Here is a 14,885-nt window from a genome sequence, read left to right on the forward strand (position 1 = left end):
GAGGATGCCTTCGCGTCTCGTCATGTGCGGTCAGTGATCGGACCGCCAGGCCGCCATGCCCAGGAACACCATCACGAGTTGCCGTTCGGCCCGTTCGACGATCTCGCGTTCGGCCGCGCGGCCCCGGTAGTCGCCGTCGATGATGTCGGCGATCGCGGTGAGCATGATCGTCACGATCAATGTGGCGGCGGTTTCCAGGTCGTCCGCCGACCACGAGGCCAGATCCGGCAATCGAGCCAGGTCGATGGCCAGTTCCTTGGCGAACAGCCGCAATTCGGTGTCGATCGCACGCCGGATCTCGGAGACGCCGCCATGCTGTTCCCGGATGAGGAAGCGGAACGGCGCCTCGTCGTTCTCGACGTGGCGCAGCAGGATGTCGAGCGAGTTCTGGGCGGTCGGCAAAGCATCCCGGGCGGCCAGATCGCGCCGGCCTTCACGGAGCGTGCGCCGCAGTACCCGCATCGAATCCTCGACGAGCGTGACGCCGAGATCCTCCATCGAACCGAAGTGCCGATAGAAGGCCGTGGGCACGATCCCTGCGCCGCGCGCCACCTCACGCAGGCTGATGCCACCGAAGCTGCGGTCGGCCACCAGTTCCATCGTGGCGTCGAGCAACGCCTGTCGCGTCCGGCCCTTGCGTTCGGCGCGACTCTCGCCTTCGGCGCCGTCATCGCGCAACGCGCGTGACGTGGAGCGAGGGGTGCGGGCCATAAGTCGAGTCTATGTCCCGTGCCATACCGCGACATCACTGCGGGCGACCAGTCCCGACATTCCCGTGACTGCCGTCACACGAAGTGAGGGTTGACGAGCCGCCCGGCACACATGGCACACTTTCATGTGTACAGTCGTTCACTGAAAACGGCGTACTCCCACCCACCCACGAAACGGAGCCAGCCCATGAGCATCCGACTTCCCGCCTTCGTCGGGTCGATCGTCGAGGCAGCCCTGACCCCGCACCCGGTGGACCGCTACCTGGAACTCGTCGACCCGATGCTGACCTGGCGCGATCTGCGCGCCGAAGTCGTCGCGGTCGCGCGCCCGACCGATCGCACCGTCCGCCTCACACTGCGCCCCACTCGGCAGTGGACCGGACATCGCGCAGGTCAATACATCCAGCTCAGCGTGGTCATCGACGGTGTCCGGCAGACACGCTGCTACTCACCCGCCAATGCAGCGGGGCAGGACACCGGCGACATCGAACTCACGATCACCGCGCACGACGGCGGCCTGGTCTCGCAGCATCTGCGCGAACACGCCCGCACGGGCATGGTCGTCGGTCTGACCGCGGCCACCGGCGACTTCGTCCTTCCGGACACCCCGCCCCCGTCCGCCGTGTTCGTCAGCGGCGGCAGTGGCATTACACCTGTGCTCTCAATGTTGCGAACACTCGTCGCAAACGGCTACGACCGGCCGATCAGGTTCATCCACTACGCCCGCACGCCGGCCGATGTGGCCTACCGCGACGAGCTCGCCGCCCTCGCGGCATGGCAGCCGGCGCTCGACATCCGCCTGCACTACACGCGCGGCGAGAAGGACGATCACTTCACCGGCGACCATCTCGACGGGATCGCCGACGACGCGGAACTGTTCGTCTGCGGTCCGCCGGCCCTGATGGACGCAATCACCGCCCATTACGACGCCACGGGGATGACGCAGCGCCTGCACAGCGAGGCCTTCGTCCTCGCCGCCCCCATCACGATCGACCCGGACGCACCCGTGTCCGGCGAGATCACCTTCGCCCGCTCCGGGCGCTCGGCGGCCAATGACGGCCGCACGATCCTCGATCAGGCCGAATCGGCCGGGCTCAGCCCGGAATCCGGCTGCCGGATGGGGATCTGCTTCTCCTGCACCGCCATCAAGAAATCCGGCTGCACCCGCAACGTGCTGACCGGCGAAACCGACAGCGAAGCCGACACCCAGATCCAGCTCTGCATCAACGCTCCCGTCGGCGACGTGGAAATCGAGGTATGACATGACCACCACACTTCCGGACACCAACTCCGACAAAACCATCGAGCACGGCACCGAGGTCGTCGCGATCCAGCCCACCGAGGTCATCGAGCCGCGCGATCCGAAGAACATCACCATGACCTACGAGCAGGTCGAGGCGATGGGCCGCGAGCTCGACGAACTGCGCGCACGCATCATGGCCGACGTCGGCGAGCGTGACCGCGACTACCTGTACTCGATCATCCGGGCGCAGCGCGGATTCGAGATCACCGGCCGCGCACTGATGTACCTCGGCTTCCTGCCGCCGGTCTGGGTCGCCGCGGTGGGCGCACTCTCCGTGTCGAAGATCCTCGACAACATGGAGATCGGCCACAACGTGATGCACGGCCAGTACGACTGGATGCGTGAGGACACCTACAATTCCCGCGAATTCGAGTGGGATACCGTGTGTCCCGCCGATCAGTGGAAGCACAGCCACAACTACCTGCACCACACCTTCACCAACATCCTCGGCGAGGACCGCGACATCGGCTACGGCATCCTGCGCATGGCCCGCGACCAGAAGTGGAATCCCTACTTCCTCGGCAACCTCGGGTACGCGACCGCACTGATGCTGCTCTTCGAGTGGGGTGTCATGCTGCACGACCTGGAGACCGAGAACATCATCGCGGGCAAGCGCAAGTGGACCGACGTCAAGGGGCTCCTGAAAGGCATGTGGCGCAAGGCCGGCCGCCAGGTCCTGAAGGACTACGTGGTGTTCCCGGCGCTCACCGGACCGCTGTTCATCCCGACCCTGCTGGGCAACGCGACCGCCAACCTGGTCCGCAACGTGTGGACGTTCTCGATCATCTTCTGCGGCCACTTCCCCAGTGGTGCACAGACATTCACACCCGAGGAATGTGAGAACGAGACCCGCGGACAGTGGTACCTGCGGCAGATGCTCGGCTCCGCCAACATCGAGGGCAGCCCACTGTTCCACATCATGAGCGGCAACCTGTCCCATCAGATCGAACACCACCTGTTCCCCGACGTGCCCGCAGGGCGCTATCCGGAGATGTCCGGCGAGGTGCGGGAGATCTGCGAGCGCTACGGCCTGCCGTACAACACCGGTTCGCTGCGCGGACAGCTCGGTTCGACATGGAAGAAGATCGCCAAGCTGTCGCTGCCGAACTTCATGACGCGCGATGACAACGACATCGTCGTGACCGTCGAACGCGAGCAGTCCACGTCCGCTGCCTGAGGCGGCGGCCTGATCGGCCGGTGTGCACCGGGTATCCTCGGTGCACACCGACCACCGACCATCTGCCGAGGGGAACATCATGGTCGACCGTCTCGAACGCAACAAGGATCTCGCGCAGGAGTTCGTCGAGTCCGCGGCCACGCACGTCGGCCGTATCGCCACCATCATCACCGGAGCCGTCGCTGACGTCGCCCGGGAGGTCGGCGACCTGGTGACCGACGGCTTCGAGATGCGCGACGCCGCCCGCAAGGCGAAACTCGACGCCGATCGCGGCATCATCGATGCCGAACTTGCCGACCCCGATGAACTCGACGAGATCGACGGTCCGGCCGAGTTCATCGAGGTGGAGAACGCCGCCGACATCGAGACCCCGCCGATCGATCCCGAGAACGCGTGACCCTCGGCGTCACACCGCCTGCACCTGCACGGGTGCGGCGACCTGCCTCAGTGACCGCGCCGGCGGCCGGAGCCCTCCTGGTTGCACTCGGTGGCCTCCTCTACTCGACGATCACCTGGGTCGTCTACTTCGCCAATGGCAACGAGGCCAGGTGGGTTTATCACACGGCCACCAGTACGTGGGCCACAGTCCCGGAGCGCTTCCTGAGCGTCGCATGGTTGACCCTGGGCGTCCTTGCGGGACTGCTGCTGATAGGCGCCGTCGTGTCGCTCTTCCGGATGACCGGCCGAGTCGCGAGCATTCTTCTACTCGCCCTGACATTCGTGGTTCTGGTCGTCCACGTCGTGGCAATACATCTGACCGGCGTGCTCTCGTTCGGTAGCACCGTGGGTATCGGCTACGAGTACCCCCACATCATCTTCCTTCTCGCCTGGATCTGGCCCCTGCTCCTGGCAATCCTCGCGCTTGCAACGCTGATCACGTCCTGCTTCGGCTGGGGCTATTACCGCAAGCGACGACAGCCACCGTCCACGTCACCGCAGTTCACTCAGGGATTGCCGGGCGTGCCCGCCGGATCACCGGCCTTCGTTCCGCATTCGTTCAATGGTCCTCCGCCGGGAATGCCGCACAGACAGATGCCGCCGCAGGCCCCTCCCCCACCGCCGGCCAATCCTGTGGGTCCGCATCAGTAACGTTGTGCCCATGGCGGACATGTGGCAGGTGCTGCGGTCGACCTTCGGTTACGAGTCGTTCCGTGGCGATCAGGAGGCCATCGTCGGTCATGTGATCGACGGTGGCGATGCCGTCGTGCTGATGCCGACGGGCGGCGGCAAGAGCCTCTGCTATCAGGTCCCCGCACTCGTGCGCGACGGCTGCGGCGTGGTGGTGTCACCGCTGATCGCGTTGATGGCCGATCAGGTGGCGGCACTCCGCGAGGCGGGCGTTCATGCGGCCTACCTGAATTCCACGCAGAGCCCCGAGGAGCGTGCTCGTGTGGAGGAGGAGTTCCGGTCGGGACGCCTGGAGATGTTGTACATCGCGCCCGAGCGATTGAACACCGCGGGCGCCCGAAAGCTATTGCAGCAGGCCCCCATCGCGCTGTTCGCCATCGACGAGGCGCACTGCGTGTCGCAGTGGGGCCACGATTTCCGCCCCGACTATCTCGCGCTCGGCGAGCTCGCCGAACTGTGGCCGGATGTGCCGCGGATCGCGTTGACCGCCACCGCGACCGAACGCACCCACGCCGAGCTCACCGAGCGGTTACATCTGGGCGACGCACGGCATTTCGTCGCCGACTTCGACCGCCCCAACATCACCTACCGCATCGTCAACAAGGCCGAGCCCCGCAAGCAGCTCCTCGATTTCATCCGCACCGACGGCACCGTGGACGGCGAACCGGCCACCGGCATCGTCTATGCGCTGAGTCGTGCTTCGGTGGAGAAGACCGCGGAATTCCTGCGCGCCAACGGAATCGACGCCATGCCCTATCATGCGGGCCTCGAGCGCACGGTGCGCCAGGACACCCTGGAACGATTCCTGCGCGCCGACGGTGTCGTGGTGGTCGCGACCATCGCTTTCGGCATGGGTATCGACAAACCGGACGTGCGCTTCGTCGCCCACATCGATCTGCCGAAGAGCGTCGAGGGCTACTACCAGGAGACCGGTCGCGCGGGCCGCGACGGTGAGCCGTCGGTGGCATGGATGACGTATGGGCTGGCCGATGTCATGCAGCAGCGCAGGCTCATCGATCAGTCCGACGGGGATCTCAACCATAAGCGGGTCCAGCAGCAGCACCTCGATGCGATGCTGGCCCTGTGTGAGACCGTCGGATGCCGACGCGTGCAGTTGCTGCAGTATTTCGGACAGAAGGACGCGCAGCCGTGCGGCAACTGCGACACCTGCCTGTCGCCGCCGGATACCTTCGACGGCACCGTCCCCGCCCAGAAGCTGCTCTCCACGATTGTCCGGCTGGACCGGGAGTTCCGGCAGTCCTACGGCGCCGGGCACCTCATCGACATCCTGCGCGGCGCCGACACCGCCCGCATCCGCGAACAGGGCCACGACCGGTTGTCGACCTACGGCATCGGCACCGAACTCGACGCGAACGGCTGGCGCAGCGTGATCCGGCAGATCGTCGCCACCGGAGTCGTTGCGCCGCACGGTGATTACGGGGTGCTCACGCTCACCGAGAAGAGTTGGCCGGTGCTGCGCGGCGAATCGCCGGTACTGCTGCGCACCGACCCCGTGCGGGCGACGGGCGCCACGCGAACGCGCGGACGTCGCGCCGCCGACGAACTTCCGGAAACCGATCGCGGCCTGTTCGAACACCTGCGGACGTGGCGCAAGAAGGAGGCGTCGAGCCGCGGGGTGCCGCCGTATGTGGTCTTCAACGACGCGACGCTGCGTGAACTCGCGGCACGCAGGCCGTCGACACCGACGGAACTCCGGACCGTGTCGGGCATCGGTGATGCGAAGCTGGAGCAGTACGGCGACGACGTCCTGTCGGTGCTCGCCGCCTACGACGAAACCGCCTGATCACCCACCCGGGTGAGGTTTGTCCCAGGGTGCGCGAAACAATTGCCCCACCCACCGGCGTTGCCTACGGTGAGATGCGCATTTTCAGGAGGTTCGTGTGTCCGACACATTCTCGCCCCGCTCGCTGCTGAGCTTTCCCAACCCGGTGAACGACTACGCCGCCCGGTCGACGGCAGGGCTGGTCGTTCTGCTCGCGATCGTGGCGATCGTCGTGAATCACCCGATCGTGTACGGCATCCTCGCTCTCGGCTTCCTGCTGCGCGTCGCGGGCGGACCGCGCTACTCGCCCTTCGGCCGCCTCGCGGTCCATGTGATCGTGCCGAAGATCGTCCGTAAGGAGAAGCTCGTCCCCGGCCCGCCGAAGCGTTTCGCCCAGACGATCGGACTCGTGTTCAGCGGCACCGCATTCGTGCTGTCGCTTCTCGGCCTCGGCCTGGGTGCGCAGATCGTCGTGGGGCTGCTGATCGTCGCGGCCACGCTCGAGTCTGTCTTCGGCCTGTGCCTCGGCTGCGTAGCGTTCGGCTTCCTCCAACGTCGCGGGGTCATTCCGGAGACCGTCTGCGAGGCCTGCAACAACATCTCGCTGCGGGCGCCTGTCGCGAGCTGATCGTCCACACCCGTCACCGCTCAGGCGGCCGGATTGCACTACACAATCTGCGGTGCGCAGCGGTGTCCGCCAGGGACCCACCGGCGAATCCCTGCCGACGCGAGGTCGTAGTCCAACGATTGAATGATGCACCGAATGCGGAAGCCGGGATAGCGTCGTCGGCATGGGCGTCGACGAGCACACAGAGGATCAGGTAGGACCGGCGTGGGATGGTCGCGGTCTACGTCTCCAGCATCCCCCGACTCCGGACATGGCTCCCCAGCACGCCGAGATCTTCGTCCGAGCTGCAGCCAATGTCAGCAACGTCGATCTCGATTACACCGATGCCTCACTCACCGTCGTCGACGAGATCCTGCACGGTTTTCGGTCCGACGGCTCAGACATCACAGCTGAGACCGTCTTCTGCGCCGGCTGCTATATCGGTGAGATTTTCGTACGAAATCACGGGTATGCCTGGGGGTTGGTCGAATTCTTCGACACCATGCCCGTCGTCATCGGTCCTGAGGAGAATGCCGCCAACCCGATCGGTAAGGCGTTCAAACGCGTCGACAATGGTGAACAAGACAGCATCCCCTATTTCCTCCAGGTCATGCTGTCGTCACATCGCAGTCCACAGGAGTGAGCGGACGTTTTGCCGTGGCGTGCACCGCCATTGCGACCTGGGCACTGTCGGTCCGCTGATCGGTCTGTTTCACTCCCGAGCACGGATACCGGTTCCTCGAAGTCGGCGAAGGTCGCGAGCACACATCACCGCTCACATGCCCCCGCCAACCTCGACAGCAGCGTCCTCACCCGACGGGCGTCGGCGGTAGAGAACTCCGTCGCCAGCAACGCATCCTCAGCCTCATGAATCGTCGTCCTGACTCTCGCGTGCACCGCCCGCCCCTCGTCGGTCAGCCTCACCGACAATCTCCGCTGGTCGGTCGCCGGCTCCCGAACGACAAGGCCACGCGAGGAAAGGTCGTCGAGATGCCGGCCGAGCCGGGTCGGATCGCGCTTTGAACGCTTCGACAATTCGATCTGCGACATCGCATCGCCCTCGGCCAGCACGGTCATGATCGCGTACTCCCACATGGAGATTCCCGCCGCCTCGAGGATCGGGGTCTCCAGCTCCATCAGCCGCGGCATGATGCGCGCGATCAGCGCCGCCAGGTCCGAACGATCGGACGTACCGTCGGTTGCGTTGTCAGGCATGGACAGACCTCCTCAATTCATCTACCGTGGTAGACGATCTCGTCGATGCCGAATGCGAGGACACCCATGAATGTAACCACCCTGCGCGCCGCCACCGCGGAAATGACCGCCTACCTGTCCGAGGTGACCGAGGGCGACCTGAGCACACAATTACCGAGACCACCATGGACCCTCGGCTCACTCATCGACCATCTGGTCGACCAGAACCGCACTCTCGCTGCGGCTTTCGCAGACGACGCCCAGTCCTTGGAGACTCCCGAAGCCGCCGCCCCGAACCTGTACGGGACCGGATACGACGATGTGTACCGCCGTTCCGCCCAGCTCGTCGAGGAGGGGTTCTCATCGGCCGCGGACGATCAGACCGTCCCTGTTGATGGTCACGCCCGCACCATCATCGACGCCTACGACATCATGATCCGCGACACCATCCTGCACATCTGGGACATCGCCGACGCACTCGGTCTTCCCTTCCGCCCGGACGCCGCAGTCGCCGCTCGCGTACTCCTTGCGGTCCGCACCCTGCCGCCCTCCGCGACACCTGGATCCGACTCAACCGTCGGGCCGGAGGCCTTCGATCAGGTGCTGGCACTGACCGGCCGTACACACGCGGCCTGATCGGCGGGCTCCGGGCGTCGCGACGACGAAGCCCAGTCGACCAACGGCGAATGCCCGAGCCTCGAGCAAGGCCCGAACTCCCACAGAAAATTCACGACACAGGTTGGCCGACTGGATAATCCACTCGGCCTGGCTGTCACGTGAATTCGGTGTGGGAGTCGGCGCTCGCGAACGCTGGGAGCCGCCCCACGATGGCCCCGAGGTTTCGAGGCAGGCGTCACTGCGCATCCGATTGTCGCCCGATCGACCGATCTTGTCGGTGGTCGAATGTATGTTCTATTCATGACCACGACACCGCTCCCCTCGGACCCGACGCTCGTACTCGGGCGCCTGGCCGACGACGATCGGTTGTCGAAGCGTGAACTGATCGAGGTCATCGCACACTGTGCGGCCACCCGAGCATCGGCCGATTATCGGATGCTGCAAGCCATCGGGCAGATACATGACGAGCACGAAGAGGACTACGTCGGCGAACTGGCCGGCGATTCGACTCGTGAGCACACCGATTCACGGACGCTGGAAGAGCTCACGGAACTCGCTGCGGCAGGCCAGAACCCACGGGAACAGTTCGGCCCGAACGGACTTGAGCGGGCCATCGCCGATGTCGGCGCGGTCCTGACGGTCACGCCGTCGAGGGCCAGGGAGCTGATCGAGTCGGCACATGCTCTGCGCTACCGGCTCATCTTCACCGGACATGCCCTCGCATGCGGCCGAATCGACCTGCACCGCTTCCTCATTGCCGTGCGACGCACCGACCTGTGCGCCGAGAACACCATCCGCGACATCGACGCTCACCTCGCCGAGGCCCTGTTCGCACGCGATCAGATGTCGGTCGCCCGGTTCACGGCGCTGGTCGACTCGATCGTCAGCAGGCTCGATGCCGCCGCCGTCCGACGACGCCGCGAACTCGTCGACGCCGATCGCGGTGTCCGCATCCGACCCGATCGCTTCACACCCGGACAGTCACGGATCTCCGGGAGCATGCCCATCGAATCTGGTGCCGCAATCGATGCACGTCTCACCGTGATGGCCGACGGCGTGCACCGTGCCGACCCACGTACAAAGGCACAGCGCCGCGCCGATGCGTTGCTCGCACTTGCCCACGGCCAGAGCGCAATTGACTGCCTCTGCGATGACTGCACCGCTCAACCTGCACCTACGCCTGCTATCAGCACCGCCGACGAGCACACCACGGCCTGCTCACCGCGCCCGACCTTCCACATCATCGTCAATCTGTCGACGCTGGTCGGCCTCGACGAGAAGCCCGGACTTCTCGACGGCCGCGGCATCATCGACGCGGAAACGATGCGTTCGCTCCTCGCCGAGGCGCGCCGTACGATGATCAACCCTGACCGCGACGAATCCGTACGATCGGCACTCCGCTACGCTCCCGGCCGGAAACTCCGCAACCTCATCTGCGTCGGGGAGATCAGCTGCACCTTTCCTGGATGCGCCAACCAGGTCCACGACTGCGACCTCGACCACACCGATCCGTTCAACCGCAACGATCCCCACGCCGGTGGTCCGACGGTACGCCGAAACCTGAAGCCGCTCTGCCGGTTCCATCACCGGATGAAGACGTTCGGTCGGTGGCGCGACATGCAGGACGCACTCGGCACCATCACCTTCGAATCACCGACCGGTCATCGGTTCGTCGGCAACGCATTCGCGGGCCGCGACCTCTTCCCCACCCTGGTACCGCGCCAACCACCGGATCATCCTGCGCGGCAACGCATCGATATCGCGCTGCGCCGCCGACGTGAGCGAGTCGACGACGAACAGGCCGAATGGACCGCGAACAATCCGCCGCCTTATTGACCGCCTGCCGAATCTTCGGCAGTCAGTCGAGGATGCCCAGCGCGATGCCGTCGAGGATGTCGTGCTCGCTGACGACGAGCCGGTCGATGCCCGCACGCTCACCGAGCACACGGGCGAGTTCCTTGGTGACGAGGGAGCCGCCGCCGATGACGTCGACACGGCCCGGATGCATCGGACCGAGCGCCGCACGGTCGGACCGGGTCATCGCAATGAGCCGATTACACACCTGGGTCAGGTCGTCGAACGAGACGCTCGACAGATGGATGGCGTCCGGGTCGTACTCCGGGAGTCCCGCAGCGAGCGCGGCCAGGGTCGTCATGGTCCCGGCGACCCCCACCCAGGTCCGTGCCTGCTCGACGGGCACCACCGCGAAGGCCTCCGCCAGTCGATCGCGCGCGAATTCTGTTGCGGCCGAGATCTCCTCGGCGGTCGGCGGATCCGACGGCAAGGCTCGCTCGGTGAGCCGCACACAACCGATGTTCGCCGAGTACGCCGCGGTCACTCCGTCGCGCCCACCGAGCACCACTTCGGTGGAACCGCCACCGAGGTCGGTGACGACGAACGGACCGTCGGCCGGATCGAGATCACCGACGGCGCCCCGGAACGAGAGTCGCGCCTCCTCGTCACCGCTGATGACCTCGGCCACCGCGCCCGGGAGGATCCGGCCGAGCAATTCGCTTGTCATGTCGAAGAATTCGTCCCGATTCGACGCGTCCCGCGATGCCGACGTCGCCACCATGCGGACACGCTCGACTCCGGCGGCAAGCATCACCTCGACATAGTCGGCGAGCGCTAGCCGGGTGCGTTCGATGGCGGCATCCAGAAACCGGCCGGTGCCATCGACGCCCTCACCGAGCCGGACGACCCGCATGTCCCGGTGCACATCGACCAGGCGCCCCGAGTCGTCGGGCCGTGCGACGAGCAGACGGATGGAGTTGGTGCCGCAATCCACGGCACCGACGACCGGCCCGCTCACCCGGCCGTTTCCTGATCCGCTGCTTCCTGATCGAATTCCGGCCAGTCCGCGGGAATCGCACTGCCCCGCAAGCCATTTGCCGCGGCCAGCGCCACGGCCTCGTCGCCCAGCGGATTCAGTCCCGGCCCCTTCGCCAGCGAATGCGCGATCAGCACATGCAGACATTTGACCCGGTCCGGCATCCCGCCACCGGTGAAATCGGTGCCCAGCGACTCGATGGCGTCGCGCTCCGCGAGATACGACTCGTGGGCGCGCAGATATCCGGCGGCCAGTGCCTCGTCATCGGCGAGACGCGCCGTCATCTCCTTCATCACACCGGCCGACTCCAGCCGGCTCGCCTCCGAGGTGAGTCGCGGATCGGTCAGGTAGTAGAGCGTCGGAAACGGTGTGCCGTCAGGCAATCGGGGGGCGGTCTTCACCACGGCGGGCACACCATCCGGTGTGTAGTAGCTGACCTCGATGACGCCACGCGGTTCCCGGCCCAGCTGGGCCGCGATGACGGCGAGGTCGTCGGCGGACGCGCTCACTTGGTCTTCGGCGGCGTGGCCACCGCGTCCCACAGATTGCCGTACCAGGGATTACGTGCCTTGGCCTCGGCCCGTTTCTCGGCCTCCTTGCGAGCATCGTCACCGGGGAACATCATCACGACGGCCTTGTCGCCGGGGCGGACCATCTGCAGTCGCTCCCGCGCCTTCGCCTCCACGTACGCGGGGTCACCCTGCTCGTTGACCTTGCGCTGATAATCGGCCACATCCCGAACCAGCTGTTCGTTGCTCGCGCGCAGTTGTTCGAACTCGGACCGCTGCGAGAAGTACGTGCGCACCGGCATCGCGAGAGTCAACGCCACCACGCTCAGGACCAGCGCCAAAACGATCGCACGCTTCGGATCGACCCGCTCCCAGTGGGTGAGCACGGTCGTGGCGATCGATCGCCGTGGGGCACGGGAGACGCGGGAACTCCGGGTGATCGGCTGCTCACCGGTCTCGGTGAGCGCGGCATCACCCGACTCGTCGGCAAGCTGATCGTCGATGGTCAGGTCCTCGGCGTCGAGTCCCCGCCCGTGGCGCGCGGCACTGACGCCCAGGGTCCCCGATCGGACGGTGCGGAGTCGTTCGCCCCCGACACCGGGACGCCGGGGACGAGCGCTACCGCGCGTGGCTGAGCCACGACGGTCCGCTCGTTCCCGGCGTCCACCTGATGTCATGGGTTCTAGCTAATCACGAACCGAAGGAGAAACGCGGGAAGGCGAGGTCGCCCGCGTAGCGTGCCGCATCTCCCAATCCCTCTTCGATGCGCAGGAGCTGGTTGTACTTCGCGACGCGCTCGCTGCGCGCCGGAGCACCCGTCTTGATCTGTCCACTCGCGCAGGCGACGGCCAGGTCGGCGATGGTGGTGTCCTCGGTCTCACCCGACCGGTGACTCATCATCGTCTTGTAGCCGTTGTTGTGCGCGAGCGCGACGGCGTCGAGGGTCTCGGTGAGGGTGCCGATCTGATTCACCTTCACCAGCAGCGCATTCGCGACGCCCTCTTCGATGCCGCGTTCGAGGCGCTCCGGGTTGGTGACGAACAGGTCGTCGCCGACGAGCTGCACCTTGTCGCCGATGGCCTCGGTGAGCTTGGCCCAACCGGTCCAATCGTCCTCGGCGAGGCCGTCCTCGATCGACACGATCGGGAAGTCGGCGACGAGCTTCTCGTAGAAGGCGATCATCGCGTCCGCGTCGAGGTCCTTGCCCTCGAGCTTGTAGACACCGTCGGTGAAGAATTCGGTCGATGCGGCGTCGAGCGCGATTACCACGTCACGACCGAAGGTGTAGCCGGCCTTGCCGACCGCCTCGCCGATCGCCGCGATGGCGGCCTCGGTGTTCGGCAGATCCGGGGCGAAACCGCCCTCGTCACCGAGTGCGGTGTTCATGCCCTGCTTGTTCAGAACCGACTTGAGTGCGTGGTACACCTCGGCGCCGCACCGCAGCGCCTCCTTGAAGGTCGGTGCGCCGACGGGGGCGATCATGAACTCCTGGAAGTCGATCCCGTTGTCGGCATGCTCACCACCGTTGATGATGTTCATCATCGGAACCGGGAGGATGTGTGCGTTCGGGCCGCCGATGTAGCGGTACAGCGGCAGACCGGCCGACTCGGCCGCGCCCTTCGCCACGGCGAGGGAGACACCGAGGATGGCGTTGGCGCCGATCCGCCCCTTGTCGGGGGTGCCGTCGGCGTCGAGCAGCGCCTGGTCGACGAGCCGCTGATCTTCGGCCTCCAGACCGATGACGGCCGGAGCCAGATCGTTGAGGACACCCTCGACGGCCTTGGTCACGCCCTTGCCGAGGTAGCGATCGCCACCGTCGCGCAGTTCGACGGCCTCGTGCTCACCGGTCGACGCGCCGGACGGGACGGCGGCACGGGTGAAGGTGCCGTCCTCGAGCAGAACCTCGACCTCGACCGTCGGGTTGCCCCGCGAATCGAGAATCTCGCGTGCGCCCACCTGTTCGATCATTGCCACAGCTTTCGCCCCTTCACACTTTCGGAGTTGTCACGTCTCGGCGACCTACACGTCAGAGCCTAATGGCTGCGTCAGCGCGGGATACACCCAAGGGACCGACTGGACACCCGCGACGCCGCGCGGCGGTCAGTAGCGGACGTTGATAGAGTACGCGTTGGCGTGATCCCGGACGTCGAGGACGTAGGCCATCGACCGGTTGTAGACCATCACGCCCTTCTCCCAGCCCTCCGGCGTGGTCATGTCGCCGCCGGAGGAAACGCACAGGTAGCGGGCGGCGGACAGCGCCGCATCGTCGATGTTGTCGGGGTCGACGCGACCGTCGCCGTTGGCGTCGACGCCGTACCGCTGCCAGGTCTCCGGAATGAACTGGAACGGCCCCATCGCACGGTCATGTTCGCGGTCGCCGTCGAACCGGCCGCCGTCGGTGTCGCGAATCCGCATGTTGCCCTTGGTGCCGTCGAGCGCGACACCCCGGATCTCGGGTGACACGTCACCGTTCGGCGCGACGCGGGAGGACCGGTATGTCCCGTGCTTGCTCTCCACCCCGGCGATGCCGGCCAGGGTGGTCCAGGTGATGCCGCATTCGGGATGCTGCTGCCGCTGGATCTCGGCCGCATTGCCGTAGGCCTCCACCGACACCAACGGGATGCCGGTGCCATCGGCGATCGGGCGGGCCCACGGCCGCATCAGCTCGGCGGTGCGGCCTGGCGCATTGATATTGATGAACGGCTGAGGAGTCCCGGGACCAGGCGGTATGCCCTCCGGGATCTCCGGACGGTTGATCGACGGGATGTCGAGGCAGGCCGTCGCACCGAGCACCGTGGCCACTGCGATGACCGGCACCATCACCCACCGGGAGATGCCACGCGCTCGCGCGCGGTCCGACCCGTTCATCCGTGCTCCCTGCAGTCATGCGCCGACGCCCCCGTCGGCCGCGACTCGGCCGGAAGCCCGGGATGCACTGTCGATCTTGTCAGGCAGAAAACGACGATGCCCGCGTATTGGTTCCCCATGCAATCAGGTGGGCGGGAACTCGATACGTTCTCGGCTGG

Annotated in this window: 16 protein-coding genes; 9 read left to right on the forward strand and 7 right to left on the reverse strand. The window is 66.0% G+C overall.

Going from position 1 to position 14,885, the window contains the following annotated elements:
* Nucleotides 1-30: 30 nt before the first annotated feature.
* A complete protein-coding gene (locus AC4JJG_RS01550; RefSeq protein WP_495399271.1) occupies nucleotides 31-711 on the reverse strand; it encodes a TetR family transcriptional regulator in 681 nt (226 codons plus the stop codon).
* Nucleotides 712-897: 186 nt separating this feature from the next.
* Between AC4JJG_RS01550 and AC4JJG_RS01555 the strand changes: the two genes are divergently transcribed.
* From AC4JJG_RS01555 to AC4JJG_RS01585, 7 genes are all read left to right on the forward strand, one after another.
* Complete coding sequence (locus AC4JJG_RS01555; protein ID WP_495399270.1) at nucleotides 898-1,971, forward strand: ferredoxin reductase; 1,074 nt, start codon at nucleotides 898-900, stop codon at nucleotides 1,969-1,971.
* A gap of 1 nt (nucleotide 1,972) precedes the next feature.
* Nucleotides 1,973-3,190 (forward strand): fatty acid desaturase family protein, encoded by a 1,218-nt coding sequence (locus AC4JJG_RS01560; protein WP_495399269.1) that lies wholly within the window; start codon nucleotides 1,973-1,975, stop codon nucleotides 3,188-3,190.
* A 79-nt stretch (nucleotides 3,191-3,269) separates the two neighbouring features.
* Nucleotides 3,270-3,587 carry a hypothetical protein gene (locus tag AC4JJG_RS01565; RefSeq protein WP_495399268.1) on the forward strand — a complete coding sequence of 106 codons (318 nt, stop codon included), beginning with the start codon at nucleotides 3,270-3,272 and terminating at the stop codon, nucleotides 3,585-3,587.
* A 50-nt stretch (nucleotides 3,588-3,637) separates the two neighbouring features.
* On the forward strand, nucleotides 3,638-4,279 hold the full coding sequence (locus AC4JJG_RS01570) for a hypothetical protein (protein ID WP_495399267.1): 642 nt from the start codon (nucleotides 3,638-3,640) through the stop codon (nucleotides 4,277-4,279).
* 10 nt (nucleotides 4,280-4,289) lie between these two features.
* Nucleotides 4,290-6,122 (forward strand): DNA helicase RecQ, encoded by a 1,833-nt coding sequence (recQ, locus tag AC4JJG_RS01575; RefSeq protein ID WP_495399266.1) that lies wholly within the window; start codon nucleotides 4,290-4,292, stop codon nucleotides 6,120-6,122.
* A 97-nt stretch (nucleotides 6,123-6,219) separates the two neighbouring features.
* Nucleotides 6,220-6,729, forward strand: a complete 510-nt coding sequence (locus AC4JJG_RS01580) for a DUF4395 domain-containing protein (RefSeq protein WP_495399265.1) — start codon at nucleotides 6,220-6,222, stop codon at nucleotides 6,727-6,729.
* Between the two features lie 163 nt (nucleotides 6,730-6,892).
* Nucleotides 6,893-7,351 carry a hypothetical protein gene (locus AC4JJG_RS01585; protein ID WP_495399264.1) on the forward strand — a complete coding sequence of 153 codons (459 nt, stop codon included), beginning with the start codon at nucleotides 6,893-6,895 and terminating at the stop codon, nucleotides 7,349-7,351.
* A 125-nt stretch (nucleotides 7,352-7,476) separates the two neighbouring features.
* Here the strand turns inward: AC4JJG_RS01585 and AC4JJG_RS01590 are convergent, their stop codons facing one another.
* The gene (locus AC4JJG_RS01590) at nucleotides 7,477-7,923 is read right to left on the reverse strand and encodes a MarR family winged helix-turn-helix transcriptional regulator (protein ID WP_495399263.1); all 447 of its coding nucleotides are present in this window, start codon (nucleotides 7,921-7,923) and stop codon (nucleotides 7,477-7,479) included.
* Nucleotides 7,924-7,989: 66 nt separating this feature from the next.
* Here AC4JJG_RS01590 and AC4JJG_RS01595 point away from each other — a divergent pair, with 66 nt between their 5' ends.
* A complete protein-coding gene (locus AC4JJG_RS01595) occupies nucleotides 7,990-8,538 on the forward strand; it encodes a maleylpyruvate isomerase family mycothiol-dependent enzyme (RefSeq protein ID WP_495399262.1) in 549 nt (182 codons plus the stop codon).
* 282 nt (nucleotides 8,539-8,820) lie between these two features.
* Nucleotides 8,821-10,356 carry an HNH endonuclease signature motif containing protein gene (locus tag AC4JJG_RS01600; protein WP_495399261.1) on the forward strand — a complete coding sequence of 512 codons (1,536 nt, stop codon included), beginning with the start codon at nucleotides 8,821-8,823 and terminating at the stop codon, nucleotides 10,354-10,356.
* Nucleotides 10,357-10,378: 22 nt separating this feature from the next.
* Here AC4JJG_RS01600 and AC4JJG_RS01605 read toward each other — a convergent pair whose 3' ends face one another.
* The 5 genes from AC4JJG_RS01605 to AC4JJG_RS01625 all read right to left on the reverse strand — a co-directional run bounded on the left by AC4JJG_RS01605 (nucleotide 10,379) and on the right by AC4JJG_RS01625 (nucleotide 14,679).
* Nucleotides 10,379-11,332: a Ppx/GppA phosphatase family protein gene (locus AC4JJG_RS01605; RefSeq protein ID WP_495399260.1), complete on the reverse strand. Its 954-nt coding sequence runs from the start codon at nucleotides 11,330-11,332 to the stop codon at nucleotides 10,379-10,381.
* On the reverse strand, nucleotides 11,329-11,859 hold the full coding sequence (locus tag AC4JJG_RS01610) for a DUF501 domain-containing protein (RefSeq protein WP_495399259.1): 531 nt from the start codon (nucleotides 11,857-11,859) through the stop codon (nucleotides 11,329-11,331). The genes AC4JJG_RS01605 and AC4JJG_RS01610 overlap by 4 nt, the downstream gene beginning before the upstream one ends.
* Nucleotides 11,856-12,536 carry an FtsB family cell division protein gene (locus AC4JJG_RS01615; protein WP_495399258.1) on the reverse strand — a complete coding sequence of 227 codons (681 nt, stop codon included), beginning with the start codon at nucleotides 12,534-12,536 and terminating at the stop codon, nucleotides 11,856-11,858. The genes AC4JJG_RS01610 and AC4JJG_RS01615 overlap by 4 nt, the downstream gene beginning before the upstream one ends.
* 13 nt (nucleotides 12,537-12,549) lie before the next feature.
* Nucleotides 12,550-13,833: a phosphopyruvate hydratase gene (gene eno, locus AC4JJG_RS01620; protein ID WP_495399257.1), complete on the reverse strand. Its 1,284-nt coding sequence runs from the start codon at nucleotides 13,831-13,833 to the stop codon at nucleotides 12,550-12,552.
* 126 nt (nucleotides 13,834-13,959) lie between these two features.
* On the reverse strand, nucleotides 13,960-14,679 hold the full coding sequence (locus tag AC4JJG_RS01625; protein ID WP_495399634.1) for a lytic transglycosylase domain-containing protein: 720 nt from the start codon (nucleotides 14,677-14,679) through the stop codon (nucleotides 13,960-13,962).
* Between the last annotated feature and the right edge of the window lie 206 nt (nucleotides 14,680-14,885).

This window comes from Gordonia sp. B8661-1, assembly GCF_059427765.1.

Coding starts and splice junctions, on each gene's coding strand:
- AC4JJG_RS01550 (WP_495399271.1), bottom strand. CDS start 711: ATGGCCCGCACCCCTCGCTCCACGTCACGCGCGTTGCGCGATGACGGC.
- AC4JJG_RS01555 (WP_495399270.1), top strand. CDS start 898: ATGAGCATCCGACTTCCCGCCTTCGTCGGGTCGATCGTCGAGGCAGCC.
- AC4JJG_RS01560 (WP_495399269.1), top strand. CDS start 1,973: ATGACCACCACACTTCCGGACACCAACTCCGACAAAACCATCGAGCAC.
- AC4JJG_RS01565 (WP_495399268.1), top strand. CDS start 3,270: ATGGTCGACCGTCTCGAACGCAACAAGGATCTCGCGCAGGAGTTCGTC.
- recQ (WP_495399266.1), top strand. CDS start 4,290: ATGGCGGACATGTGGCAGGTGCTGCGGTCGACCTTCGGTTACGAGTCG.
- AC4JJG_RS01585 (WP_495399264.1), top strand. CDS start 6,893: ATGGGCGTCGACGAGCACACAGAGGATCAGGTAGGACCGGCGTGGGAT.
- AC4JJG_RS01590 (WP_495399263.1), bottom strand. CDS start 7,923: ATGCCTGACAACGCAACCGACGGTACGTCCGATCGTTCGGACCTGGCG.
- AC4JJG_RS01595 (WP_495399262.1), top strand. CDS start 7,990: ATGAATGTAACCACCCTGCGCGCCGCCACCGCGGAAATGACCGCCTAC.
- AC4JJG_RS01600 (WP_495399261.1), top strand. CDS start 8,821: ATGACCACGACACCGCTCCCCTCGGACCCGACGCTCGTACTCGGGCGC.
- AC4JJG_RS01615 (WP_495399258.1), bottom strand. CDS start 12,536: ATGACATCAGGTGGACGCCGGGAACGAGCGGACCGTCGTGGCTCAGCC.
- AC4JJG_RS01625 (WP_495399634.1), bottom strand. CDS start 14,679: ATGGTGCCGGTCATCGCAGTGGCCACGGTGCTCGGTGCGACGGCCTGC.